The organism is Methylobacterium sp. EM32 (assembly GCF_040593685.1).
Lineage (GTDB): Bacteria > Pseudomonadota > Alphaproteobacteria > Rhizobiales > Beijerinckiaceae > Methylobacterium.
This window is the reverse complement of the sequence record NZ_JBEXZS010000184.1, coordinates 1-24,295: the sequence shown is the minus strand read 5'-3', so window position 1 is coordinate 24,295 and position 24,295 is coordinate 1. Positions and strand designations below refer to the sequence as shown.

The window sequence follows — 24,295 nt, the reverse complement described above, 5'->3', positions numbered from 1 at the left end:
CCGCGCTGGCATTGCCGGCCGCGTCGGTGAGCTGGACCGAGAGGCTGTGGGGACCTTGCGCCAGCGGGGTCGACGGGGCGACCGTGAAGGTCCCGTTCGGATCGACCGTCGCGGTGCCGATGGCCGCGCTGCCGTCGAACAGCGTGACGGTGGTGCCGGCCTCGCCGGTGCCGGTGACGGAAGGCAGGGCGTCGGCGATCAGCCCGCCCGGGCTCGTCACGACCGGCACCGCGGGTGCGGCGGTGTCGATGACGAGGGTCACGGTAGGCGAGGCGGGCCCGACCTGTCCGGCCGCGTCGGTGGCCGTCGCGGTCAGCGCGTAGGTGCCGTCACCCAGCGGCGTCGCCGGGGTGAAGCTGAAGGCGCCGGTCCCGTCCGCGAGGGCCGTGCCGAGCACGGTCGTGCCGTCGAGGAAGGTCACGGTCGCGCCGGGCTCGGCGGTGCCGGTGAGGGTCGGCGTGGTGTCCCGCGTCGCGCCGGCGACCGGGTCGAGCACCGGCGCCGGGGGCACGCCGGTATCGATGCCGAGGGTGATGGCGGCGGAGGCCGGTCCGGTGTTGCCGGCGGCATCCTGGGCCGTGGCGGTGAGGGTATAGAGGCCGTCCGCGAGCGCCGTCCCGGGCGTGAAGGTGAACACGCCGGCGGCATCCGCCACCGCGGTGCCGAGCACGCCGGCGCCGTTGAGGATGGTGACCGTTGCGCCGGCCTCCGCGGTACCGGTGATGGTAGGCGTGTTGTCGACCGTCGACCCCGAGCCGATGGTGAAGGCGGGGGCCGGCGGCGCCACCGTGTCGATCGCGAGCGTGATCGCCGGGGAGGCGGCGGACGCGTTGCCGGCCTCGTCGTAGGCCATGGCGGTGATCACCGCCGTGCCGTCCGGCAGGGCCTGGCCCGGGGTGAGGGAGAACAGGCCGCTCGCGTCGGCGGTCACGGTGCCGAGGACGGTGCCGTTGCTGCTGACCATGACGGTCGCGCCCGGATCGGCGCTGCCGGTGATGGTCGGGGTGTTGACGTCGATCGTGCCCGACGGGGTCGTGAGGACGGGTGCGGCGGGCGCGATCGTGTCGATGAGGCTCGCCACCGCGGTCGCGGGGGCCGAGAGGTTGCCGGCGGCGTCCCGCGCGATCGCGGTGATCGAGATCGGGCCGTCCGCGAGGGGCGCGGCGGGCGTGAAGGCGTAGGTCCCGACGGCGTTCGCCACCGCGCTCCCGAGTTCGGTTCCGTTGACTGAGACCAGGACGACCGAGCCCGGATCGGCCGAGCCGGTGATGGTCGGCGTCGCGTCGCTGGTCGGCCGGAGCGGATCGATCGTGGGCGCGGCCGGCGGGGTGAGGTCGACCTCCAGTGCGACCGGGCTCGACAGGGGGGAGATGTTGCCGGCGACGTCGCGGGCGGTGGCCTGGAGGACGAGCGTGCCGTCCACCAGCGGGGCGGTCGGCGTGACCGCGAAGTTGCCGGCGGCGTCGGCCAGCGCGGTACCGACGACGACGGTGCCGTTCGCGGCCGTGACCGTGACGGTGGAGCCGGCCTCGGCCCCGCTGCCGCGGATGACCGGGAGCGGATCGTTGGTCGGCCCGGCGACGGCGGCGAGGGTCGGGGCCGCGGGGGCGGTGAGGTCGATCAACACCTCGAGCGTCGCGGTCACGGTCCCGCCGCCGGTGTCGAGGTCCGTCGCGGTCACCGCCAGGGTCTGGGCTCCCGCGCCGAGGGGAGCCACCTCGATGCTGAACCGTCCGTCCGGTCCCGCGGTGCCGATGCCGATCGGCGTCCCGGCGAGGGTGATGACGATTGCGTCGCCGGCGGTGGCGCTGCCGCTGATGACCGGCGTCGCATCGTTGTTCGGCGCCAGGTAGTCGAGCGTCAGGAAGCCCGCGGTGCCGGTGGTGATCGAGACGGCAAGGGCGCCTGATGGGCCCGAGACGTTGCCGGCGGCATCCTGCGCGGTCGCGGTGATCTGCGAGGTGCCGTTCGGCAGGGGCACGGTCGACGTCAGCGAGAAGCTGCCGTCACCGAGCGCCACGGTCGTGCCGAGCACGGTGGTGCCGTTGAGGATCGTCACCGTGGCGCCGGCCTCCGCCGTGCCGGTGAAGGTCGGGGTCGCGTCGGTGGGTGGATCGGTCACCGGCGCGAGGGTCGGCGCGCCGGGCGGCAGGGTGTCGACCGCGACGGTCGCGACGGCTGAGGTGGGCGAGAGGTTGCCGGCCGCGTCCCGCGCGGTGGCGGTGAGGCTGGTGACGCCCTCGGCGAGCGGTGCGGTCGGCGTGAACGCGAAGGTGCCGTCGGCGCGCGCCACCGTCGTGCCGAGCACGGCGGCGCCGTTGAGGATCGTCACCGTGGCGCCGGCCTCCGCCGTGCCGGTAAGGGTCGGGGTCGCATCGTTGGTGGACGCGATCGAGGCGAGCGTCGGCGCGAGGGGGGCCCCGGTGTCGACCGTCAGCGTCACGGGGGCAGAATCGGCCGAGAGGTTGCCGGCGGCGTCGCGGGCATTGGCGGTCAGGGCGGTGGCGCCCTCGGGGAGCGGCGTCGTCAGCGCGAGCGAGAAGCTGCCCTGCGGACCCGCCGTCACGGTGCCGAGCACGGTGCCGTTGCCGCTGATCGTGACGATCGACCCCACCTCGGCAGTGCCGGTGATGGTCGGCGTCGCGTCGTTGGTCAGGCCGGCCGGATCGAGGACCGGCGTCCCGGGGGCAGTCCGGTCGACCGTGATCGTGACGAGCGCGGACGGCACCGACACGTTGCCGGCGGCGTCGCGGGCGGTGGCCGAGAGGGTCGTGGCGCCGTCGGGCAGCGGCGCCGTCAGCGCGAGCGAGAAGCTGCCGTCGGCGAGCGCCGTCGTGGTGCCGAGCACCGTGCCGCCGCTCGAGACCGCGACGATCGCCCCGGCCTCCGCAGTGCCGGTCAGGGTCGGCGTCGGGCTGTTGGTCGGGCCGAGCGGCGCCAGCACCGGCGCGGCGGGCGCGCCGGTATCGACCGCGACCGTCGCGACGCCGGAGGCGGCCGAGACGTTGCCGGCCTCGTCGCGGGCGGTGGCGGTGAGGCTGGTGATGCCGTCGGCGAACGGCACCGTCGGGGTGAACGAGAACGTGCCGTCGCCGAGCGCCGTGGTCGTGCCGACCACGGCGGTGCCGTTGAGGATCGTCACCGTCGCACCGGCCTCGGCGGTGCCGGTCAGCGTCGGGGTCGCATCGCCGGTGAGCGGGACCGAGGCCAGAGCGGGGGCGGCCGGGGCGGTGGTGTCGATGGTGAGCGAGACGCCGGCGGAGACCGGCGAGACGTTGCCGGCGAGGTCGCGGGCGGTGGCCGTCAGGGTGGTGGTGCCGTCGGGGAGCGCGGCGCCGGGGGTGAACGAGAAGGTGCCGTCGGCACCCGCCACCGCTGTGCCGAGAACGGCGCCGTTGGAGCTGATCGTGACGGTGGAGCCGGCCTCGGCGAAGCCGGTGAGGGCCGGCGTCGTGTCGTTGGTGGGCGACGGGACGTCGAAGACGGGAGCAGCGGGGATGCCGGTGTCGATCGTCACGTTGACGGCGACGGACGGGCTCGAGACGTTGCCGGCCGCGTCGCGCGCCGTGGCGGTGATGCTCGCCGTGCCGTCGGCCAAGTCCACGCCGGGGGTGAACGTGAACGTGCCGTCGCCGAGCGCCGTCGTCGTCCCGAGCAAGGTGGTGCCGTTGAACAGCGTGACCGTGCTGCCGGCCTCCGCATTGCCGGTCAGGGTCGGGGTGCTGTCGTTCGTGGACCCGAGCGGCGCGACCACCGGCGCGACGGGGGCGGTGAGATCGATCTGCACGGCCAGGCCCGCCGAGGCCGCGGACACGTTGCCCAGCGCGTCGCGGGCGGTCGCCGTGAGGGTGTAGGCGCCCTCCGCGAGCGGCGTCGTGGGCGTGATGCTGAAGCTGCCGTTCGCGTCCGCCTGCGCGGTGCCGAGGACGGTGGTGCCGTCGAGGAGCGTGACCGTGCTGCCCGCCTCCGCCGTGCCGGTGACGGTCGGGGTCGAGTCGCCGGTCAGGCCGCCGCCCGAGACGAAGGCGGGGGCGCCCGGCGGAGTCGCGTCGATCTGCAATCCGATGGCGGCGGAGACCGCGCTCAGGTTGCCGGCCGGGTCGCGCGCGGTCGCCGTCAGGGAATAGGTCCCGTCGGCGAGCGGCGTCGTCGGCGTGAACGAGAAGGTGCCGTTCGCCGCCGCGACCGTCGTGCCGAGGGTCGCGGTGCCATTGAGGATCGTCACCGTGCTGCCGGCTTCCGCGGTGCCGGTCAGCGTCGGGGTGTTGTCGGCGGTCGCGGTTACGCCCGCGCTCAGCGTCGGGGTGGGCGGCGCGGCGAGGTCGATCACCGTCAGGGCCGCCGTGGAACGTGCGCTGGTGTTGCCCGCCGGATCGGTGGCGGTCGCCGTGAGGGTGTAGGTGCCGGCGGCGAGCGAACTCGTGGGCGTGAAGGCGTAGGTGCCGTTGGCGCCGGCGACCGCGGTGCCGAGCGCCGCGGTGCCGTTATAGACCGTGACCGTGCTGCCGGCCTCCGCATTGCCAGTGATGGTCGGGGTCGGGTTGTTGGTCAGGCTCGGAGCCGTCACGGTCGGCACCGCGGGCGCGGCCGTGTCGATGGTCAGGCTCAGGGACGCGGAAATCGGGCTGAGATTGCCGGCTGCGTCCTGCGCCCGCGCCGTCAGGCTGTACGTGCCCTGGCCGAGGGTGACGGTCGAGGTGACGCTGAAACTCCCGTCCGCCGCCGCGATGGCAGCCCCGAGCACGGTGGTGCCGTTGAACAGCGTGACCGTGCTGCCGGCCTCGGCCCGGCCGGTCAGCGTCGGCCTCGTGCTGTTCGTCAGCGCGGTGCCGGCCGTGAAGGTCGGGATATCCGGAGCGAGCGTGTCGATCTGCAGTCCAAGGGCCGCGGAAGGCGCGCTGGTGTTGCCGGCCGGGTCGCGCGCGGTCGCCGTCAGGGAATAGGACCCATCGACGAGCGGCGTCGTCGGCGTGAACGAGAAGGTGCCGTTCGCCCCTGCCACCGTCGTGCCGAGCACGGCGGCGCCGTTGAGGATCGTCACCGTCGAACCAGCCTCCGCGGTGCCGGCCAACGTCGGGGTCCGGTTGGGCGTCGCCGCCGCGCCCGTGCTCAGCGTCGGGGCGCCGGGCGGCGTCGTGTCGGCGACAGAGGTCACGATGTCGTCGAGGCTGAAGCTGAAGCCGATATCCACGCCGACGAGATCGCGCGAGTAGACCCGGACCTCGGTGACGTTCTGCCAGGCCGGATCCGTGAAGCTCACCGTCTGGTCGCCGAGGCCGATGAGGCTGCTGTTCAGCTGTCGCGTCACCTCCACGCCGTTCCGGTAGCCGACGAAGATCGTGTTGCCGGCGACCGACAGGAGCCGGTCCACTACGAGGCTGTCGAGGGCGAACGCGCCGCCGCCGGTCTGCGCGATCGAGAGGTAACCGCCGATGGCATTGTTCAGGCCGAGCGAGGCGTCGCCGAACAGGCCAGTCCGCGCGACGCTCAAGGTCCCTGTGGTGGCTCCGGCATTGTTTCGGAAGGCGTAGTTGAAGCCCCCAATGTTCAGGGGATTGCCGGCGGCGTTGAGGGAGCTCTCGAAGGTCTGCGTGGCCATGGCGTTTGCAACCTGTTTTTGTGGTCTGCAATTCGAAGTGGCAAGCGCAGGCCCGGCCTCAAGCCCACAACCCCTGGTTATAAATTTTATGGTTAATGTCCTGTTGAGCTCTCATCTCAGGAATCGTGACGAAAATCAGGCGGGCACTGAGAACGCCCTGCAAATTCCACTTTTTGCGTCGATGAATTATATTTTCGGTTTATTAATCATCGCACTATCCAAGACGATACAAGAATATATTTTCCGTTAGTACTCTATTATTGAGCACGATACGCAAGCGAAATATTTCTATATACAACGGAGACGATCACGTCGTAGACGGGTCCTCGAAATAAGACAGTACATAATGTGGCTTCGCCGTCGGCTAGCCGCCTGACCCGAACGCGGATCATCCTTGCACGATCTCACATTGGTCCCGAAGCACCCGGCGGAAGCTCCGCGACGACCGAACTCAGCGCGTCGCGGGCTGCCTTCGCTACCAGGTGACCGGCGGCAAAATCGCTTAAAGGTTGCACCAACTCGGTCTTCCGGCCCGCGGGACAGCGGCTCTGTGGGACATTGGCGGCGACACCGCGGTCATGACCGTCCCGGTTCGGTTGTAGCCCTTCCTCGTCCGGCGGCCGCCGACGACCGGTGACGCGCGGGCGCGTGTCGGGACCGGCCCTCGCGCCGCCCGGACGCCCCGGGACCGTGTGGCGGGCGATGGGGTAACGGTGCCCAGTGCACGGTCCGTCCCCATGACCATCATCGCGTTCGACTCGATTACCGCGAACTCGCTTCATAATCCGGCAACCAATAGATCATTGTTTCGGTTGCCACTCTGAACGGTTTAAACAACCGAAAGTTGAAACAACACGTGACGACCTGGAGGAGCCCATGCCCGCGTACGACTTCAACAGGCCGATCGTCGTGTGGTTCGATTTCGAGCGCCCGGAATTCGGCCTCACCCGCATCGAATCCGCCATCCAGGCCTACGATGCGCTGCACTGCGCCCGCATCATGGGCGGCAGTCGACCAGCCGCACCGGAGTTGTGGGACGCGGCCGAGCGGGCGATCGACATTGCCCTCATCGACCCTTCTTCCATGAACGTGAGCGTCGCCGAAGAGAGCCTTCTGGCGCTCGTGAAGTGCACCTCGCCGATTTCCCGGCTCATCCGGCGCCGGCTGGCTCCTGAAACCTGCTCTTCAAGTTCGCTCTCGCTCCGCGCCATCATGCAGGCAATGTGGCCCAAACACCTTATTCGAGAGCTGGGCAGGACCTGATCGCGCGTGACATCCTCGCATGGGGACACGATCTGGGGATTGTCTACGCGGCGTGACGTGGTCTGGTTGCTGAGAACGTCGGATCCGCTCGCGGTCGAACTGCTGGAGATGGAACGGAGTGGGCTGGCCGCCTCCCTCGAGGGCCTCGCCGGCTACCGCCGGTCGGAGACAGGGAAAACTAGCGCGACCTTGAGCTTCCCGAGAGCTGGCCGGGTCGGGGTCAAGTTCGGTCGGCACCAGCCACGGAAGCCGCGCTGGAAACCGGGACCGCAATCATCCCGAGCCTCGGACGCGGGAGCGGTGAGCAAGACGCCCGACGCGGGGGCGATGGACATGACGATTTTTCGGATCGTGGCGCGCACCATGAGCGTCCGGCCCGCGGCCGGACGCGTCGGGTTCCAGGGGTGGGACGATCAGTTCGGCCAGCAGTGGCGGCCGTACGGGCCGATGTGATAGCCGGCCGGACAGGAGGCGCCGCGCACGTAACCGCCCCACAGGCCGCCCGCCCGGCAATACCCATAGATCCCCCGGTGCCCGTAGGGTCCGCAGCCGCCATAGACCTGGATGATCTGCGCGTCGCCGGGGCCCATGGAGACCGCGTCCTGAACGAGCGGCAGGGCTGTGGCGGGCACCGAAAGAGCAGCCATCAGGGCGGCGAGGGCGAGGATCTTCAGCATCGAAGGGCTCCTTCTCGAATGAATGGGGACCGGCCCGATGCCGTCCCGTGTCCCGGCGGCGCTCCTGCCGCGTCGGGCTGCTCGAAGGTTCGCCCTCGCGCTATGCCCCGATGTGACGGGTCCGCGCCGGCTCGTAACGGTGTGTGACGCTCGCTGACGGGTCGTGACTTAAGGTCAGGTCAAGGCCGGCAGGGTCACGACGAGGCGTGCACCGCCCGAGGAAGCCACCTCGACCACGATGGTGCCGCCATGCGCCTCGGCGATCTGTCGCGCGATGGCGAGCCCCAGACCGGTCCCGCCGGTCCGTCGGTTCCGGGACCGCTCGACCCGGTAGTACGGGCTGAACACCGACGTCCGCTCCCCCTCCGGAATGCCCGGCCCGTCATCCTCGACCACGACCTGGCAGGCCGATTCCGTCCGGCGCACCACGACGGCGACGGAGGAGCGCCCGAACTTGACGGCGTTGCCGATCAGGTTCGCCATCACCCGACGCAATGCGACGGCGTCGCCGGCCACGATCGCATCCTGCACCTCCTCGCCCGACAGGCTGATGCAGGCACTCTGCGCCGCGTGCTCGGCCACCTCGACCGCAACGATGTCGGCCAAATCCACGGGAGCGCGCCCGACCTCGGCGGCCGTCCCGCGGGCGAAGCCGAGCGAGGTCTCGATGAGCGCCGTCATCGTATCGAGATCCTCGACCAGCCGATCCCGCCGCTCGGGCTCGGCGATCCCATCGGCTCGCAGGCGCATGCGCGTCAGGTAGGTCTTGAGGTCGTGTGAGATGGCTCCGATCAGCAGCGAGCGCTCGCCCATCAGGCCGACGATGCGGTCCTGCATCGCCTGGACGGCCTGGGCGAGGCGACGGATCTCCGGGGCGCCCTGGGGGACGAGCGCCGGCTCGGCGGAGCGGCCGTCGAACCGGGAGACCGCATCGGTCAGGCGCCGGAGCGGGGCGAGCTCGTGCCGGGCGCCGACCGCGACGAGGAAAGCCACTGCGACGCCGAGGACGGCGACCCACAGGCTCAAGGGCTGGCCGAGCAGCCAGGGCATGGGCGAGCGATGTCCGATGATGGCGGACACGACCAGGATGCGCCCGTCCGACAATCGGTATGTGGCCAGGGCCAGGCTGCCGATGGGCCTCTGTCGGTGCGCGGCCCCTGCATCGGACGGGCCATCGTCCCGGTAGAGCATCGCAGTCTCGGTGAAGGCACGGATGTCGCCCTCGCCCGTCAGGCGGTGCAGGCGCGCCTCGAGGACCGGCTCGCGGATCAACCCGGTCACGTCGGGCGGCGCATCGACGATCTCGGCCTTGAGGGCTTCGCCGTTCACGGCGCGCAGGATAGCGGGTCTTCGCGCAGGGTCCGCATCCTTCGTGAGAGCCATGATGCACGCCGCCTGGTCGAGGCGGGGGAAGCGGGAGGCGTATGGCCATCGCTCCTGACTGCGCTGCCACCGGTCGATGCCGAAGGTGGCCACGACGAGCAGCGAGAGCGCCCCCAGCAGGACCAGCATGATCCGCCCGAGGAGCCCGATGCGCGCCGTCACGGTGTGACGGCCGTCACCGGTGCCGCCAGGATGTAGCCTGCATTGCGCACCGTCTTGATCTGGCCTGCCGCCTGGCTGCCGGCCGCGTCGAGCTTGTGCCGCAGCCGGCTCACCTGGACGTCGATGGTGCGGTCGAAGATGTCGGCGGTCCGCCCACGGGTCCAGTCGAGGAGCTGGTCGCGGGAGAGGACCCGCTGCGGCCGGGTGACGAAGCAGTGCAGCAGGTCGTACTCGGCGCTGGTAAGCGGGACCTCGATGGCCGGATCGCCGATGGTCACCCTGCGGGCGGCGAGGTCGACGACGAGATCGGCGACGCTCAGCCGCTCGGACGCCGGTCCGGCGGCCGCGGCGCTGCCGCCGGCGGCCCGGCGGAGGACGGCGCGGATGCGGGCGAGCAGCACGCGCGGGTTGAACGGTTTCGAGACGTAGTCGTCGGCCCCCATCTCCAGACCCAGCACCCGGTCGATGTCCTCGTCCCTGCCGGTGAGCATGACGACCGGAGGCCCGCCGGCTTCGCGCAGGCGGCGGCAGATCGATAGCCCGTCCTCGCCCGGCAGCATCCAGTCGAGGACGATCAGGTCCGGGGCGGGCCGCGCCGCGAGCCGCCGGTCAAGGCCGGCGCCCCCGTCGAAGGTGACGACACGAAAGCCTTCGTTCTCGAGGTAACCGGCCAGTTGCGTGCGGATGTCGTCGTCGTCCTCGACGATGGCGATGGTGATGCCGTCGGTCATGCCGTGAGGATAGACCGTCGCGACCGTGCGGCAACGCGTAAAGCGCGTCTGTCACAAAACGTTACACGGCGCCGGCGTGCCGTCACATCCGGGATCGGGGCGCGCGCGAAGGTTCACCGCATCACGAGCCGGGCCCCGACGGCCCGCGACGGAGGAAGGTCCGAGACCCATGGCGACATCCCGCCCCGCATCACCGATCCAGTACGTCGCGACGGCTCTCGTCATCGCCGGAGGAATGCTCTTGCCGGCTGGCTCGGTGCACGCGATGCCGCGCCAAGCGCCAGCCGGGGCACCCCAGTTCGGCGACGGGTCCGAGTCCTACCGCGGTTACCGCATCGAGATCGCCCAGGACGTCGCGAACGCGGAGATCGGCCAGCTCCGCCGCGCCGCCGAGCACCAGGTCGACATCGTCGAGGCGACGAGCCTCAACGAGGGCGTGAAAGCCTTCTTCAGGCGCTTCCCGGTCGTCGTCAGGGCGGGCTCCGGCGCGGGCAGCCATTACAGCGGCGGCGAGAGCGTCACCATTGCGGTCGAGAACCCCAACGACCAGCGCCCGATCCTGCTGCACGAATACATCCACGTCTACCACTTCCGAAAGCTACCCGGTGGACGGAACAACCCGGACATCCTGACCTTCTATCGACGCGCCAGGGCCGGCGGCTTCTACCCGAATGACGCCTATCTGCTGCAGAACCAGGCCGAGTTCTTTGCAATGACCGCGAGCGTCTACCTGCACGGCAAGCTGGCGCGCGAACCCTTCACCCGGGACGAGCTGCGTCAGAAGCAACCTATCTATTACAAGTTTCTCACCCGGCTGCTCGGACCGGTCGGCGCTTGATCCGACATTAAACCGCAATACTGACTTTCAACAGCAACGGACCGATCCGATGAATACTCGTTCGTTGACGGCCTGCCTTCTCTTCCTGAGCACAGGATACGCGTCGGCCGACACCCTGCCGCTGCGCCACGGCGCCTATGTCGGCGTCGGAACCGGTTGCGAGAACCCGCCGAATGCCGAGTTGCGCACCTACGACGGCCGGGGTCTCGGAAGCGCGAAGGCAGCCGATTGCCGAGGTCGGGTGCTTTCGACGCAGAATGACATCTACCAGATCGAGCAGGATTGCCGCGAGTACGGTAGCCCGAAACCCGAACGCGTGACGGAACGCGCCACCATCCGCATCGACGGGCCAGACCGCTACACGGACTTGACCAGAAACGGCAACGAAAGCTTCCGACTATGCCCTGGTCTTAAGCCCTGACGTAGAGGATTGGAGGCTCGGTCCACAACGCGGAATGCCGGCTGCGCTTGAGAAGCGGTGACGCCATTCGCGTCCGTCCCGGTTGGTGGCCCGCAAGCTCCGGTCCCAGTCGCTGCGGGCGCGGCTCGGGCGCAGGAAGCTGGTTATTCCCTGTGCCCGATCAGACGCGTCCTCGAATGAAGGACCACGACGCTCTGACGTCATGGCCGCTGTGGTTTCTTCTGCTTTGGTGCTCGGAACGGAATTCAGATCGCCAAGGAGAGGAATCTGCTTTGGTTCAGCAGTTGGTGTGCCGATTGGTCGGCCTTGCGCCATTGTCTGCCGGACCCTCTCGTCGTCTTCAGTCCCCTCCCCTACACCGGCAGGTATCCGGCCACCACACGCAGGACCGTGACCATAATGCGGCGAACAGGATCATGGATCCTACGCAGTCCTTCGAAGGCGTCGACCGAACCGCTCGCACAGTATCGAAGTTACACCTCGCCTCGTACGGCTTCGCGCCAACATCGGGGCTCCGCCTTCGGCTTACGATCGGCCTTCCGGCTTTGCGCACCATCTCGATCATACGTCGCTCGTCGTTGGTATCTTCGAATTAGAGGACGGCTCTTGTTTTGATTGCAAGTCCTGCGTAATTCACTTCTGGCCACCAGCTTCGATCAAACAATCGCCCCCGTTGAGGGTCTTGCCTACGAAAGCTGACCCATCGATGCTGGGCCGCAGGGGATGATCTGCGACGAGGACGACCTATGGAAACGATCGGCCGTGACCTGCGCGAGATGCAGCGCATCCCCCTCGCCGCATCGCACGTCGCCGCGCTGCGGGCCATCGGAGCTGAGAAGCACTATCCGAGCGGTGCCTTTCTCGTCCGTGCCGGCGACCCAGCCGACCGCTTCGTCTATGTCGAGGTCGGCGAGATCGAAGTCGTCAACCCCTACACGGGCAAGCGCCATCTTCCGTCCACCCTCGGACCGACCCAGTTCATGGGCGAGATCTCGTTCCTGAACGGCGGCGTCTGGTCGATGCCCATGCGGGCGAGCGCGGATACGGTCATTATCGAGGTGCCGCGCCCGGAGATGCTGCGGCTGATGTCCGAGATCCCGGAGATGTCAGACATTATCATCACGGTTCTTGCCGCAAGGCGGCGACGGCAGCTCGACTCGCACGACGGCACGCTCGTGCTCCTCGGCGAAGACGACGACCGCAGCGTACGGCGAATCGCCGAGTTCGCGAGCCGCAACCGGCTTCCCTACAGGACTTATTCGCTGGGCAGCCCGGAGGCGGCGAGCGTCGCCATGGCCTGTTCGATCTCGGCTAACCGACCGGCGGTCATCTTCGGCCGGGACGTGGTCGTGACCGAGCCGACGCCCGCCAAGGTCGCACGGCTGCTCGGCCTCGACTACAACCTCGTCGACGATGAGGCCTTCGACGTCCTCATCGTTGGTGGCGGTCCGGCCGGGGTGGCGGCGGGCGTCTATGCGGGTGCGGAGGGGCTGCGCGCGTTGGTCATCGAGGATGTTGCGATCGGCGGCCAAGCCGGCACATCGAGCCGAATTGAGAACTACATGGGCTTCCCGACCGGGATCTCGGGCGCCGATCTCGTCTGGCGCGGCGAGATCCAGGCCATGAAATTCGGCACGCGCTTCGCAATGCCGCGACGCGTGGCGAAGTTGGAACGGCTTGAGGACGGATCGTTCTGTGCAACGTTCGACAACGGCCGGCGCGTCCGGGGACAGGCCGTCGTCGTCGCGACCGGTGTCCAGTACCGGAGATTGCCGATCGACCGCCTCGAAGCGTTCGAGGGCGCAGGCATCTACTACGCTGCGACGGAGATCGAGGCGCGCTACTGCCGGAATGCCGAGGCGATCGTCATCGGCGGCGGCAATTCTGCTGGCCAGGCCGCGATGTATCTCAGCCGCTCGGCGCGACACGTGCGCCTCTTGGTCCGCGGGCAATCACTCGCGACATCCATGTCAAGATACCTGTCGAGCCGGCTGGAGGCAGACCCGGCGATCACCATCGAGTACGGGGCCGAAGTCACCGCCCTGTACGGGGACGACCGTCTTGACGCGGTGACAATCCGCACCCTCACCGACGGAACGACGCGCATGATCTCAACCTGTGCCGTGTTCGTCATGGTGGGCGCCGCCCCGAATACCGGCTGGCTTTCGGGACTCGTCGAGCTCGATGGCCACGGCTTTGTTCTGACTGGCGATGCGATCGGCGCGCGTTCGCCTTATGCGACGTCGCATCCGGGAATTTTCGCGGTCGGGGACGTTCGCGCCAACTCCGTCAAGCGAGTGGCGGCCTCGGTTGGCGAGGGATCGGTCGTCATCTCGAAGGTGTGGGAGCACATTCGGACGTAGATCTTGCAGCCCAGCACGCATCCGACCGGAGCGTCTGATTCCGCGGCGACTGGGCTCGCAAACCTGAGCTTGCGGCCCGGCCGATCATGGCGGCGTTCGTCAGATATCCTCGAAACATCGACGTCGAGGTCGGACGCAACCAGGGTGGTAAATCTAACGCGCGCTTAATCGAACATCATCGACGCAACGTCTCCCGGAGCTCCACGGATCCGCCGACCAACGAGAAGGCAGTAAGCTCGATCGATCAGTCTACGCTCATCGAAATGACTTCTCATTCTTAATACATAACAAGCTGAAGCGGAGCAACTTCAGCGAGATCATCGACCTGCAAGTGTCGATTAAGTGCTACATCTCCGAAAACAACGATAGATCAAAGTCCTTCGCCTGGATCAAGCTGGCAGCCGCCATTCTCGACGCAGTCGATGGCAACGCTGCACCTCTCTTGAGAGAACGGATCACTGAATCAACTCGCCAATCCCGCCGGCGATCACCAGCGGTTGAACGGCTAGGTCAACATGCTCGCTGCTTGCCATTTCCGTTTAACGGAATTGTAGCGACGAAACAATCAGGTTGTTGCGATCAGCACCATGTTGAACAATAGATCGTACCTAGATCAATAATGCCGGTCGGACTCCACGCAGACATCGATTTCATACGATCCTGTATCTACGATCAAATCATTGATCGGGGAAAATGCCTTCGATAATGTCTGCCCACTAATCCGATCAGCTTGCGGACGGACTTTTGCACCAACGCCAGCGAAAATCTCAACCGCCGTTCAGTGAGGTGACGCACAAGACCGGTATCATGCTCCTTACGGTAAATACTATTGCGTCCACACTAAATTAGAAATATGTTTTATGTTATAAACATTTTATATAAGTTATCTGCGTAATTTGGACAGGATAATATTGCATATGATGATAGAACCTGGTAATATCGCACACTGCCACTTGGTAAACACGCGACTGGACGAGAAGCATTTTTTTCCATCATTGACGCAGTGAGTTGAGTTGACACCGAACATCCGACGTCTAACATCTGACGATAGAGGCAAGGGCGACGGACGTTCACCTGCCTTGGGAGGGCGCTCTTGAACGATGCGCAATTGGAATCTTTCACTCGTCGAACGAAGCCTCGACGAATTGACCACGTGGTCGCAACGCTCGGCTGTGAGATCGTTCAAGGCATCACACCTGTAGGCGCTTTAGTTGCGCCTGAGCCAGAGCTCGAACAGCGCTTCGAAGTCAGCCGAGGTGTCGTCCGGGAGGCTGTGAAAATCTTGGCCGCGAAAGGCCTGATAGAAGTGCGCCCTCGTCACGGCACGCGCGTCCTCTCGGTCGAGAACTGGAGCCTGCTGGATCGGGATGTGCTCGGATGGTTGGTCGAACGACCAGCTGCAGATCTGAACCTGTTGCTCGCCATACAAGAGGTTCGATCGATCATCGAACCAGAAGCCGCAGCACTCGCCGCGGAACGAGGGTCAGAGAGCGACCTTCAGAGAATCGGTGACGCTCTCGCCGCAATGGAAACGTCGCATGATTCCAAGAGCGCGACCGCTGCCGATAAGGCCTTCCACCTCGCGATCCTGCACGCCACGCACAATCCTGTGCTTCAGGGGTTCAGCGGTGCCATCAATGCAATTCTCAGCGCAGTGTTCTTCGTGGCGGTAGGTACATCAGGCTGGTTCGAGGAAAATCTTCCGAATCATGCGACGGCTGCACGCGCCATTCGCGAGAGAGACCCGGATGGTGCACGGATAGCGATGAAGCAGGTTTTGGCGTTCACGGGCGACAGGCTCGAGCAGCGGAAGAGAGCACGCTGAAGACCTGGCCACTCGCGTTGATATCGGATGTTGCTTTAGATCTTTGATTTTTCGAGAGTTCTTCGACGGACGATATCCGCCCGTCGTAGGATATTGCGGTTGACGGAGGTTGGTTCGGTTGAGCTCTCGGGCCGATCGATTATTCTGTAAGTCGAACATTGAGAAGCCAATGAAGGCTCGGGATTGCGATCAGTCAGATTGATCGCGGGGAGGATGATGTGCTGCTTGCATCTCGCGGTGCGCGCTCGACACGACTTTTCCGACGAATGAACGGGATTGTCGACGGCATTTTATTTGTTGCACCCCTCATCGGGCTGGTCGTGATCTGGGCGATCGTCGTTCCGTTGTTCGACATCAGCCCACGGACCTTTCCGTCTCTTGGTGCTGTGGCACGAGCAGGGCTGGAATCACTGCGCGACGGATCCCTTCCGGCCCATGTCGGGGCAAGCCTTCTCCGTGTCGCCCTTGGCACATTGCTCGGTGTCGTCACGGCCGTGCCTCTCGGAATCGCGATGGGTGTCAGTCGCGCCACGGCGATGTTCTTGACGCCGCTGTTCCGATTTTTCTCGGTCCTGGCGGGTATCGCGTGGATCCCGATCGCGACGCTGTGGTTCGGGTACGGCTTCGGTGCGATCAGCTTCGTTATATTCAATGCCGTATTCTTCGTTGTCGCGTATAATACGCTACTCGGAGTGTCGACGATACCCCATTCGATCCGGAACGCTGCATCTTCCCTAGGTGCCGGACGCTGGGCGCTGCTCTTCCACGTGCTCCTTCCGGGTGCATTGCCGAACATCGTCATGGGTGTGCGGACCGGTCTCGGCTTTGCATGGCGCGGGCTGATCGCGGCCGAGATGATCGCAACAAACGTGGGCCTCGGTTACATGCTGTTTGTTGCACGTGATTTTTACAGAACAGAAGTAATCGTTCTTGGCATGATCTTGATCGGAACCATCTGGCTCATGATCGACCGGTTGATCCTCGTACCGCTTGAGCGCGCCACGATCGAGCGTTGGGGCATGGTGAGGCAATCATGAACGTAGTACTGCATGTCTGGAGCACCTACGTCAGACTTACGGAGCGATGGCCTATCATCGCGACGCTCGTGCCCTTTCTGCCGATCCTGGCGCTCTGGGAAATACTGATTTGGGCCGGCGTCTTTCCGCCGGCGTTCTTTCCCAGCCCGGGCGACGTCGTCAAATCCTTCGTCACCCTCACCTACAAAGGTATTTTGCCGGACTATCTTCAGGATAGCCTCGTGCGCCTCGCCCTGGGCGCGGCGATCGGGATCGTGTCGGGCATTCCCTTCGGCCTCCTGATCGCGACCAACAAAATAGCGCACCGTGTCTTCTGGCCGATCCTCCTGTTTTTTCAAGCTATCGGCGACATCGCGTGGCTGCCGATTCTATTAATCTGGTTCGGGTTTGGTCTCGGCACGATGACGTTCGTCATCGTCTATACGGTACTATTCCCGATCGTCCTCAACACCGTGCTGGGCGTGGAGACCATCCCGCGCGATCTTCCGCGCGCGGCACGCAGCCTCGGTTCGTCCTCACTGAGCGTGTTGTGGCACGTGATCCTGCCAGGGGCTCTGCCAAACATCCTGACCGGTCTGCGCAATGGGCTCGGCTACGGCTGGCGGGCGCTGATCGCCGTAGAGATCATCGTCGGCACGAGCGGCATCGGCTTCCTGATGTTCGATGCCCGACGCGCCGGCTCGACAACCGAAATCATCCTCGGGATGATCATACTTGGAACATTATGGTACATTGTCGACGCGTGGATACTTGCTCCTCTGGAGAAGGCGACTGGTGAACGCTGGGGGATTGTAACATCATGACTTTGTCGATCCAGAACCTGGAGAAAACTTACTTCAACCCGTATGCCGACGCGCATGTCACGGTGATCCGCGACCTGTCCTTGACCGTCGAACGGGGCGAGTTCGTTTCCGTGGTCGGTCCATCCGGGTGCGGTAAGACCACGATGCTGAACATGATCGCCGGATTCATCCCGCGATCGGGCGGAGACATCCTGCTCAACGGCAAGTCCGTCAGCAGCCCGGGTGCCGATCGCGGCGTGGTCTTCCAGTCCTTCGCCCTGTTCCCGTGGAAGACCGTCCTCGACAATGTCGGGTTCGGGCTCAGGATGAAGGGCGTGCCGAAATCCGAGCGGGACCGGATCGCTCGCGAATACCTGGCCCTCGTCGGATTGGCCGAGGCCGCCAACCGGTACCCCAACGAACTCTCCGGCGGCATGCAGCAACGGGTCGGCGTCATCCGCGCGCTGGCCAACGAGCCCGACGTGCTGCTCATGGACGAGCCCTTCGCCAGCGTCGATGCGCAGACGCGCATGACCCTGCAGGAGGAATTAACCCGGATCTGGCAGGAACGGCGGCCGACCGTCATCTTTATCACGCACGACGTGCCCGAGGCCGTGTTCCTGGCGACGCGCGTCGTCGTGCTCTCGAAGGGGCGCGTGCTGGACGACATCGCGGTCGACCTTCCGCAGCCCCGCGTGTGGGACCGTCTCGTTCACGACGATCGCTTCAAGACCATCTCGGCGCAGGTCCTCCAGCAGGTCCGCCTCGCGTGACCCGGGCGCGCGCATTCCTGCGGTCCTCGCGGACCCGCACCGTGCTGGGCGTCATGGCGTGCTGGCTCGGCTTCCAGCTTTGGCTGACCGTTGCGGCCCCCGGCAAGATCTCGCCCGACCTCTCCCGGGCGAGTGGACGCGTGAACGTCCAGATCGATCTACCCTTCACGCCCGAGAGGTTCCACGTGCTCGCCGTGCAGAGATACGGGCGCATCGCCGGTGCCGATGAGCACTCGATAGAACTGCGCGGGGTGAGAACGAGCGATCTGACGTCGCTCGCCCGCCCGTTCTGGGTCAGGAAGGTCGAACCGCTGAGTGAGGATCAATAATGGTAAGACGACTTGTTACCGCCGCGGCTCTGGCGCTGTCGGTCGTTTGCGCCCGCGCCGACGAGCCGGTCAAGATGAACGTCGGCATGGTAAGCGCGATCGACATGCTGGCAATTCCCGTCGCGCTCGAGCGGGGGTTCTTCGAGAAGCACGGGCTCGACGTCACGATCGCGAGACCATACCCAACGGGCGTCGACGCTCTCAACGCGCTTCAAGCGGGCGAGACGGACATTGTCCAGGTCGGCGTTCCCATGATCGGCGCGGTCCTCCGGGGCATGGACCTCGTCGCGCTCGGCAATTTCAGCGGCAGCACGACCAAGGCCGGGTCGGATGCCACGATGGCGCTCGTCGCACGCGAAGGCTCGGGCATCGTCGCGGGCGACCTCAAGACCCTCAAAGGCAAGAAGATCGCGACCTCCTTCGGCACGATCAACCACCTCTACATCCTCGGCCTGCTCCAGAAGGCGGGCCTCACACCCGCCGACGTCGCGCTCGTGAACACGCCGCCCCCGGACATGACGGTGGCGCTTCTGGCGAAGGGGGTCGATGCGTTCGCCGGCTGGGACCCGTGGCCGATCATCGCGCAGAAGGACGTTCCCGGCGCCTTCCAGGTGATCCGCGGCGGCGACGTGATCTCCTATATCGGCTTTGCCGTCGCGCTGCGCTCCTGGGTCGATGCGCATCTGGGACTGGCGGAGAAGTTCCTGGCCGCGACCTCCGAAGCCGATCAGTGGATGCGCAAGAACCCGAAGCAGGCCGCCGGCATCGGCACGCGCTGGATCCCCGGGCTGAAGCGTGACGTCGCGGAGGCGGCGATGCAGTTCAACGTGCAGCAGCTCGACCGGCGGCTGTCGCGCAACAACTACCGGGCGCTCTGGACCGCCGAGGACACCCTGGCGAAGCTCGGCACCATCAAGTCGACCTTCGACGTCAACAAGCACGTCGATCCGCGGCCGATCCTGGCCGTCATGAAGGCGCACCCGGAGCTCTTCTCGGACCTCCCGCCGATCCCGGACGACTTGGCGATCAAGCCGGGTTTCGTCTTCCAACCGTGACCCTTCCCGCGGGCGGGCTTCCGCGGTCCGCCACACGCCAACGAGGAGAGAACCACGTCATGGCCAAAGGCTACTGGATCGCGCACGGCGATCTGATCAATCCGGATGGGTACGGTGAGTACACGAAGCAGAACGGCCCTGTCTTCGCGAAGTTCGGCGCCCGGTTCGTCGTCCGCGCGGACAGGCAGATCCAGGCCGAAGGCAGCACCCGCTCGCGGACCGTCGTTCTGGAATTCGAAGATTACGAGACGGCGGTCGCCTGTTACAACTCTACCGAGTACCAGCGCCTCGTCGCCATCCGGGCCCCCCACGCCCATAACGACCTCATCATCGTCGAAGGCTACGACGGCTCGCAGCCGGCCTGAAGTATGTTTCCAAGATCGACCACTGTTTCACAGTGGTCGCTCCGGTGCTGCCGCGAGACAGACCAGCGTGGGAGTACAATGAACGTCATCAACTACATCACTCAGATCAATTTCGGGTTCGGGGCACTCGCGGCGCTCGCAGCAGAATGCAAGCGGGTCGGGGTCGCGCGGCCCCTGCTGATCACGGATCGCGGCGTGCGGGCCGCAGGCCTGGTCGACACGGTTCTCAGCCAACTCCCCGGCCGGGCGGGCGTGCCGGTCTACGACGGCACGCCCGGCAACCCGGACGAGGCTTCGGTTCGCGAAGCGCTCGAACTGTATAGGGAGCACGGATGCGATGGCGTCGTCGCGCTCGGCGGCGGATCTCCCATCGACCTTGCCAAGGCGGTCGCGGTGCTTGCCGCACATGGAGGAGCGCTCAAGGATTACGCCGCGATCGAGGGAGGAGCGGCCCGCATCACCGCCAGAACGCCGCCAGTGGTCGCGATCCCGACCACCGCGGGCACAGGCAGCGAGGTCGGCCGTGGCTCCCTGATCATCCTGGACGATGGGCGGAAAGTCGGCATCCTGTCGCCCCACGTCGTGCCGAAATCGGCGATTTGCGATCCCGAATTGACGCTTGGGCTGCCGCCGATCCTCACCGCTGCCACCGGCATGGACGCCATCGCCCATTGTATCGAGACTTTCCTGTCGCCGTCCTTCAACCCCCCGGCGGAAGGGATCGCGCTCGACGGTCTCCAGCGTGCCTGTGCGCATATCGAGCGCGCGACGGCGAACCCCAGCGACCGCGACGCGCGGCTCAACATGATGAGCGCGTCCACTCAGGGCGCCCTCGCCTTCCAGAAGGGCCTTGGCTCCGTGCACAGCCTTAGCCATGCGCTGGGCGGCCTCAATCCCAGGCTCCATCACGGAACCCTGAACGCGATCCTCCTGCCGGCAGTGCTCGCATTTAACGCCTCGGCAGAGACGGTGGTGGCGAACCGCAAAATGGCCCGGCTGGCCGGCGCCATGGCGCTCGCTGCAGGCAGCGAGGTCGGCCCGGCGATCGGGAGCATGACGCGACGGCTCGGGCTGCCGACGACGCTGTCGGAGATGGGCGTCAGCGCCGACCTCATTCCGGCTATCGTAAACGGCGCACTCGCCGACCACAGCCACAAGACGAATCCGCGCGACGCTTCGGCCGCGGACTACGAAAGCATGCTGCGTCAAGTCATGTGATTTCAAATAAATATAAAAATCTCGGGTGGAGACTGGATATGCCATCGAATTCTGTCGCAGCGAGCGGCGGAGCTATCGCTCCTACGCTCGACTCTGTCTTGAGGAAAGCGAGCTGGCGCATCGTGCCGCTCTTCGTCGCATGCTTCGGGATGGCCTATCTCGACCGCGTCAACATCAGCTTCGCCAAGCTGCAGATGCAGAGCGAGCTGGGATTGTCCGATGCCGCCTACGGCCTCGGTGCGAGCATCTTCTTCATCAGCTATCTCGTCTTCGAGATCCCGAGCAACATGATCTTGGCGAGGGTCGGGTCCCGGCTCTGGATCGCCCGGATCATGATCAGCTGGGGCATCGCCTCCGCGTTGATGATGTTCGTGAAGACAGAAGCGTGGTTCTACGTTCTCCGGTTCCTGCTCGGAATGTTCGAGGCTGGATTCGTGCCGGGAGCGGTCTACTATTTCACGCAATGGTTCCCGGCGAAGCAGCGCGGGCGGATCAACTCGTTCTTTTTCACGTCAATCGCACTATGCGGAATTCTCGGAGGACCGATCTCAGGCGCCATCATGAAGTACATGGACGCCGTCGGAGGCATGCACGGATGGCAGTGGCTTTTCCTGCTCGAGGGTATCCCGTCGGTCGTGCTCGGCTTCGTCGTCATGGCGTGGCTCGATGACCGGGTCGAGGATGCGCGGTGGCTCAACGACGACGAGAAGCGTATTCTGACGGCCAGCCTCGAAGCGGAGCCGCGGTCCGGCAGCACGCACTCGTTCAGCGTCGCACTTCGGCAGCCAAGCACTTACGTGTTCTCGGTCATTTATCTTGGGCTCGCCATGGGGATTTACGGGATCCTTTTCTGGATGCCGCAGCTCGTGAAGACAGCGGGCACCAACGATACCTTCATCATCGGCCTCATCACAATGCTGCCCTACCTAGTGGCCCTCGTGGGTGTGACGCTGATCGCCCGCTCCTCGGACAGGACAGGCGAGCGGAAGTGGCACTTGGCTGGATGCGCCCTTGCAGGGGTTGTGGGCTACGTGATGTGCGGCATCTTCGGCAACAGCACCGTCATGCTAGTGGTCGGCCTCAGCGTCGCAGCCACCGGTATCATCGCGTCGTTCGGGCTGTTCTGGATCCTGCCTGCGCGAGTGATGACGGGGGTTGCAGCTGCGGGTGGATTGGCCCTGATCAACTCGGTCGGCCAGCTCGGTGGCGTGATCGGACCCTACATGGTGGGAGTAGTAAGAGACACGACGGGCAGTGCTGACGCAGCTCTCTACGCTATCGCTGGCGTGTGCGCGCTGTCAGCGGGCCTTATTGTTTGGTGCCTGCCGAAGCGCGTTTACGAGCGTGCATCATCCGATGAGGCAGTTACTTCGAGCCTTGCAGTTGATGGAGTGCTTGTTCCGCCACTTGTAGCTGGCGAGCGTAATTAGCATTTGAAGGCCCCATCAGATTCGCCTTTTTTTAGAAAAGGCATTAACCTCTTCAATGCCACAGAATTTTCTCTGAGAAATATTAGGCTTTACTGCCATGTCTGTCGCAACGGCGAAGCGTCACTTCGAACCCCGCTGTGTAGCCGGTCAGCACAGCGGGATCGGCGTTCTGCGTGTCGAGTCCGTTACCCGTTCCCTTCACGCCAATGTGTGCCGCGACGGGGCTGCGCAGGCCCCGCTGCTATTCAGCCCCTGTCTGCGTACCGCTTCCGTAGGGCGGTAAGGCCGTCCTCGTAGGTGCGTTGGAACGCCTTCGATGCGGTTCAGCACGTGAGCGGGCGATCAGCTAATCCGTTCAACGCCATCGATGCCAGTTGCTGATCGGTACCTACGACGAAGTCGAAGAGGCGGAACGTCCGCTTCGGGGCAAGTGGCCAGGGTCCAAGATGCCCCCGTGCGGACCTTCGATGGTGGCGGTTCGAGGGTCCGCTTGTTTCACATCCTGGGCACCACGGCGACATCCATCGGCAGAGTAGCTCCTCGAGAGCTAAAGCTGCCGTGCTGGGCTCAGGATGCCCCAGATTTAGCGAGGCAGCGCGGGAGCATGCGAGCAGCAGGACGCCCCTCGAACGCGCTGTATGACGCGCCTGGCGCATCAGCGCTGACCGCCCCTCTGCGAGGGGCATAGGGGCGATCTGCCCCCTGGAAGCCGCGTGCTTGGGCCTCCGCAACTTATTCGGGCACACGCCTGATCATAGCAGCAGCGAAGCCTCAGACGTCTCGGCTGCTTGTATCGTCGATCAGCGCACCCACTGAAGGATGTTCTGGCTAAATTAGTTTATCCGAAACGTCGACGGAATACCGACACTTCCAAGATTTTTTTGGTCGGTGAACTGCCAGCCAACGTCGAGGCAGTGGCCCATTTCCGTTAGACGAAAGAGCTATATTTTGTTATTGGAGAGCGTTCTCCAAGCTGCATGTCGGCTCTGCGCCATATCCGGACCTTCGAATATGGCTTCTGGAATGGCCACTCTTGTCCCGCAAGCTGCCACCCCACGAAACAGTCAAGCCAGGCAACACAATATCCTCGGCAACGAATAGTGGCTGATTCAATGAATGGAAGTACGCTCCGCCGTGACCGATCGTCAGTTCAACAGCAAGGCACTTGGCGACAGCCTGAGAGCTGCCGTCGAGAGCATTGACGCGGTTTCCTGGGGCTGAGGTCACGTCCGCTCTCGGTTGTCCGCTGTTGGCGTCGCGACCACGTGCTGCCGGTCTCCTCCATCGGAGTATGCATCAACGTGACCGGGAGGGGCTCGTACTCTGCCGCGAGGGCCGCGGTGGAGGGACTTTCCGAGGTGCCGTGCGTGGGGATGAAGCCGCTTGCGGTGCAAGTCACCGTCGCAAAGCCCGGCGGCTTCCGAACCGACTTCGCAGGCATGACGACGGGGATCACGGAGGGCAACCCGGCTTATACCAGGATCGTCGGCAAGGTCGCCGCATGTTGCGGGCCTGCGACGGGCAGGTGTCGTCCGACGGATGGAATGGCCGGCATGGCGAGTGCGAAGGGCAGCATGCCGAACTCAGCCTCGAAGGGGCGATCGAGGTCGTGCTAAAGGAATTGTTCTGAAAAAGACGTTAAATCAATATTTCGGCAGAACAACAGTCGCAATGTAGCCGGGGTCTGCTTTGACTGTGACCGACCCTCCTGCGTTCTCGGCGAGAAGGCGGACGATTGACGATGACGTGAGTGACGTCGGTTCTTGGATAATCACACTATCGGAGGCCGTCAGCCGCAGCGATCCGCACGGCGTCGTGGTGAGCTCTAGGGTTGAGACTCAATCAGCACCAGAATGCGATGACGGCAGCGAGCGCGAGAGCTGAGTCGAAGTTGCGGGCGAGCTTGTCGTAGCGGGTGGCGATGCGGCGGAAGTCCTTGAGGCGGCAGAACACCTCCTCAATGGCCTGATCACAAACGACAGGTTCTGTCTGGTGCGCACGGCGCAGCTTGTCCTGACGTGGTGGCGTCGGCCGCAGCGCCGGC

Annotated in this window: 18 protein-coding genes and 1 pseudogene; 13 read left to right on the top strand and 6 right to left on the bottom strand. The window is 65.3% G+C overall.

Annotated features, from left to right (window positions below; all coding sequences use genetic code 11):
• A partial coding sequence (locus ABZT49_RS24450; protein ID WP_355289817.1) for an Ig-like domain-containing protein occupies positions 1 to 5,599 on the bottom strand: 5,599 nt, incomplete at its 3' end.
• Positions 5,600 to 6,475: 876 nt separating this feature from the next.
• Here ABZT49_RS24450 and ABZT49_RS24445 point away from each other — a divergent pair.
• Positions 6,476 to 6,862, top strand: a complete 387-nt coding sequence (locus ABZT49_RS24445) for a hypothetical protein (protein ID WP_355289815.1) — start codon at positions 6,476 to 6,478, stop codon at positions 6,860 to 6,862.
• Between the two features lie 152 nt (positions 6,863 to 7,014).
• Here the strand turns inward: ABZT49_RS24445 and ABZT49_RS34320 are convergent, their stop codons facing one another.
• The 4 genes from ABZT49_RS34320 to ABZT49_RS24430 all read right to left on the bottom strand — a co-directional run bounded on the left by ABZT49_RS34320 (position 7,015) and on the right by ABZT49_RS24430 (position 9,815).
• Positions 7,015 to 7,197, bottom strand: coding sequence for a GCG_CRPN prefix-to-repeats domain-containing protein (locus ABZT49_RS34320; RefSeq protein WP_407943562.1), 183 nt, complete (start codon positions 7,195 to 7,197; stop codon positions 7,015 to 7,017).
• A gap of 78 nt (positions 7,198 to 7,275) precedes the next feature.
• The gene (locus tag ABZT49_RS24440) at positions 7,276 to 7,539 is read right to left on the bottom strand and encodes a GCG_CRPN prefix-to-repeats domain-containing protein (protein WP_355289813.1); all 264 of its coding nucleotides are present in this window, start codon (positions 7,537 to 7,539) and stop codon (positions 7,276 to 7,278) included.
• 174 nt (positions 7,540 to 7,713) lie between these two features.
• The gene (locus tag ABZT49_RS24435; protein ID WP_355289811.1) at positions 7,714 to 9,084 is read right to left on the bottom strand and encodes a HAMP domain-containing sensor histidine kinase; all 1,371 of its coding nucleotides are present in this window, start codon (positions 9,082 to 9,084) and stop codon (positions 7,714 to 7,716) included.
• Entirely contained in the window at positions 9,081 to 9,815 is a 735-nt protein-coding gene (locus tag ABZT49_RS24430; RefSeq protein WP_355289809.1) for a response regulator transcription factor, read from the bottom strand. Before ABZT49_RS24430 ends, ABZT49_RS24435 begins: the two co-directional genes overlap by 4 nt.
• 169 nt (positions 9,816 to 9,984) lie before the next feature.
• On the opposite strand from ABZT49_RS24430, the gene ABZT49_RS24425 reads away from it, so the two are divergent.
• From ABZT49_RS24425 to ABZT49_RS24370, 12 genes are all read left to right on the top strand, one after another.
• On the top strand, positions 9,985 to 10,653 hold the full coding sequence (locus ABZT49_RS24425; protein WP_355289807.1) for a hypothetical protein: 669 nt from the start codon (positions 9,985 to 9,987) through the stop codon (positions 10,651 to 10,653).
• A gap of 49 nt (positions 10,654 to 10,702) precedes the next feature.
• Positions 10,703 to 11,074: a hypothetical protein gene (locus ABZT49_RS24420; RefSeq protein ID WP_355289805.1), complete on the top strand. Its 372-nt coding sequence runs from the start codon at positions 10,703 to 10,705 to the stop codon at positions 11,072 to 11,074.
• A gap of 746 nt (positions 11,075 to 11,820) precedes the next feature.
• The gene (locus ABZT49_RS24415) at positions 11,821 to 13,437 is read left to right on the top strand and encodes an FAD-dependent oxidoreductase (protein ID WP_355289803.1); all 1,617 of its coding nucleotides are present in this window, start codon (positions 11,821 to 11,823) and stop codon (positions 13,435 to 13,437) included.
• A gap of 1,093 nt (positions 13,438 to 14,530) precedes the next feature.
• Positions 14,531 to 15,262 carry a FadR/GntR family transcriptional regulator gene (locus ABZT49_RS24410; RefSeq protein ID WP_355289801.1) on the top strand — a complete coding sequence of 244 codons (732 nt, stop codon included), beginning with the start codon at positions 14,531 to 14,533 and terminating at the stop codon, positions 15,260 to 15,262.
• 266 nt (positions 15,263 to 15,528) lie between these two features.
• Positions 15,529 to 16,299, top strand: coding sequence for an ABC transporter permease (locus tag ABZT49_RS24405; protein ID WP_355289799.1), 771 nt, complete (start codon positions 15,529 to 15,531; stop codon positions 16,297 to 16,299).
• Positions 16,296 to 17,102 (top strand): ABC transporter permease, encoded by an 807-nt coding sequence (locus tag ABZT49_RS24400; protein ID WP_355289798.1) that lies wholly within the window; start codon positions 16,296 to 16,298, stop codon positions 17,100 to 17,102. Before ABZT49_RS24405 ends, ABZT49_RS24400 begins: the two co-directional genes overlap by 4 nt.
• Positions 17,096 to 17,854, top strand: coding sequence for an ABC transporter ATP-binding protein (locus tag ABZT49_RS24395; protein WP_407943561.1), 759 nt, complete (start codon positions 17,096 to 17,098; stop codon positions 17,852 to 17,854). The genes ABZT49_RS24400 and ABZT49_RS24395 overlap by 7 nt, the downstream gene beginning before the upstream one ends.
• Positions 17,855 to 17,895: 41 nt before the next feature.
• On the top strand, positions 17,896 to 18,183 hold the full coding sequence (locus tag ABZT49_RS24390; protein WP_355289794.1) for a hypothetical protein: 288 nt from the start codon (positions 17,896 to 17,898) through the stop codon (positions 18,181 to 18,183).
• Positions 18,183 to 19,238, top strand: a complete 1,056-nt coding sequence (locus ABZT49_RS24385) for an ABC transporter substrate-binding protein (protein ID WP_355289792.1) — start codon at positions 18,183 to 18,185, stop codon at positions 19,236 to 19,238. The genes ABZT49_RS24390 and ABZT49_RS24385 overlap by 1 nt, the downstream gene beginning before the upstream one ends.
• A 59-nt stretch (positions 19,239 to 19,297) precedes the next feature.
• The gene (locus ABZT49_RS24380; protein WP_355289790.1) at positions 19,298 to 19,603 is read left to right on the top strand and encodes a DUF1330 domain-containing protein; all 306 of its coding nucleotides are present in this window, start codon (positions 19,298 to 19,300) and stop codon (positions 19,601 to 19,603) included.
• Between the two features lie 78 nt (positions 19,604 to 19,681).
• A complete protein-coding gene (locus ABZT49_RS24375) occupies positions 19,682 to 20,821 on the top strand; it encodes an iron-containing alcohol dehydrogenase (RefSeq protein WP_355289788.1) in 1,140 nt (379 codons plus the stop codon).
• 122 nt (positions 20,822 to 20,943) lie between these two features.
• The gene (locus tag ABZT49_RS24370; protein ID WP_355289786.1) at positions 20,944 to 22,251 is read left to right on the top strand and encodes an MFS transporter; all 1,308 of its coding nucleotides are present in this window, start codon (positions 20,944 to 20,946) and stop codon (positions 22,249 to 22,251) included.
• A 1,842-nt stretch (positions 22,252 to 24,093) separates the two neighbouring features.
• Here the strand turns inward: ABZT49_RS24370 and ABZT49_RS24365 are convergent.
• Positions 24,094 to 24,295 (bottom strand): annotated as a pseudogene (locus ABZT49_RS24365) (IS5/IS1182 family transposase); the annotation flags it as partial.

What these genes read in the sequence shown, in the direction of transcription:
- ABZT49_RS24445 (WP_355289815.1), top strand. Translation starts at nt 6,476, where the DNA reads ATGCCCGCGTACGACTTCAACAGGCCGATCGTCGTGTGGTTCGATTTC.
- ABZT49_RS34320 (WP_407943562.1), bottom strand. Translation starts at nt 7,197, where the DNA reads ATGTCCATCGCCCCCGCGTCGGGCGTCTTGCTCACCGCTCCCGCGTCC.
- ABZT49_RS24440 (WP_355289813.1), bottom strand. Translation starts at nt 7,539, where the DNA reads ATGCTGAAGATCCTCGCCCTCGCCGCCCTGATGGCTGCTCTTTCGGTG.
- ABZT49_RS24430 (WP_355289809.1), bottom strand. Translation starts at nt 9,815, where the DNA reads ATGACCGACGGCATCACCATCGCCATCGTCGAGGACGACGACGACATC.
- ABZT49_RS24425 (WP_355289807.1), top strand. Translation starts at nt 9,985, where the DNA reads ATGGCGACATCCCGCCCCGCATCACCGATCCAGTACGTCGCGACGGCT.
- ABZT49_RS24420 (WP_355289805.1), top strand. Translation starts at nt 10,703, where the DNA reads ATGAATACTCGTTCGTTGACGGCCTGCCTTCTCTTCCTGAGCACAGGA.
- ABZT49_RS24415 (WP_355289803.1), top strand. Translation starts at nt 11,821, where the DNA reads ATGGAAACGATCGGCCGTGACCTGCGCGAGATGCAGCGCATCCCCCTC.
- ABZT49_RS24405 (WP_355289799.1), top strand. Translation starts at nt 15,529, where the DNA reads ATGAACGGGATTGTCGACGGCATTTTATTTGTTGCACCCCTCATCGGG.
- ABZT49_RS24400 (WP_355289798.1), top strand. Translation starts at nt 16,296, where the DNA reads ATGAACGTAGTACTGCATGTCTGGAGCACCTACGTCAGACTTACGGAG.
- ABZT49_RS24385 (WP_355289792.1), top strand. Translation starts at nt 18,183, where the DNA reads ATGGTAAGACGACTTGTTACCGCCGCGGCTCTGGCGCTGTCGGTCGTT.
- ABZT49_RS24380 (WP_355289790.1), top strand. Translation starts at nt 19,298, where the DNA reads ATGGCCAAAGGCTACTGGATCGCGCACGGCGATCTGATCAATCCGGAT.
- ABZT49_RS24375 (WP_355289788.1), top strand. Translation starts at nt 19,682, where the DNA reads ATGAACGTCATCAACTACATCACTCAGATCAATTTCGGGTTCGGGGCA.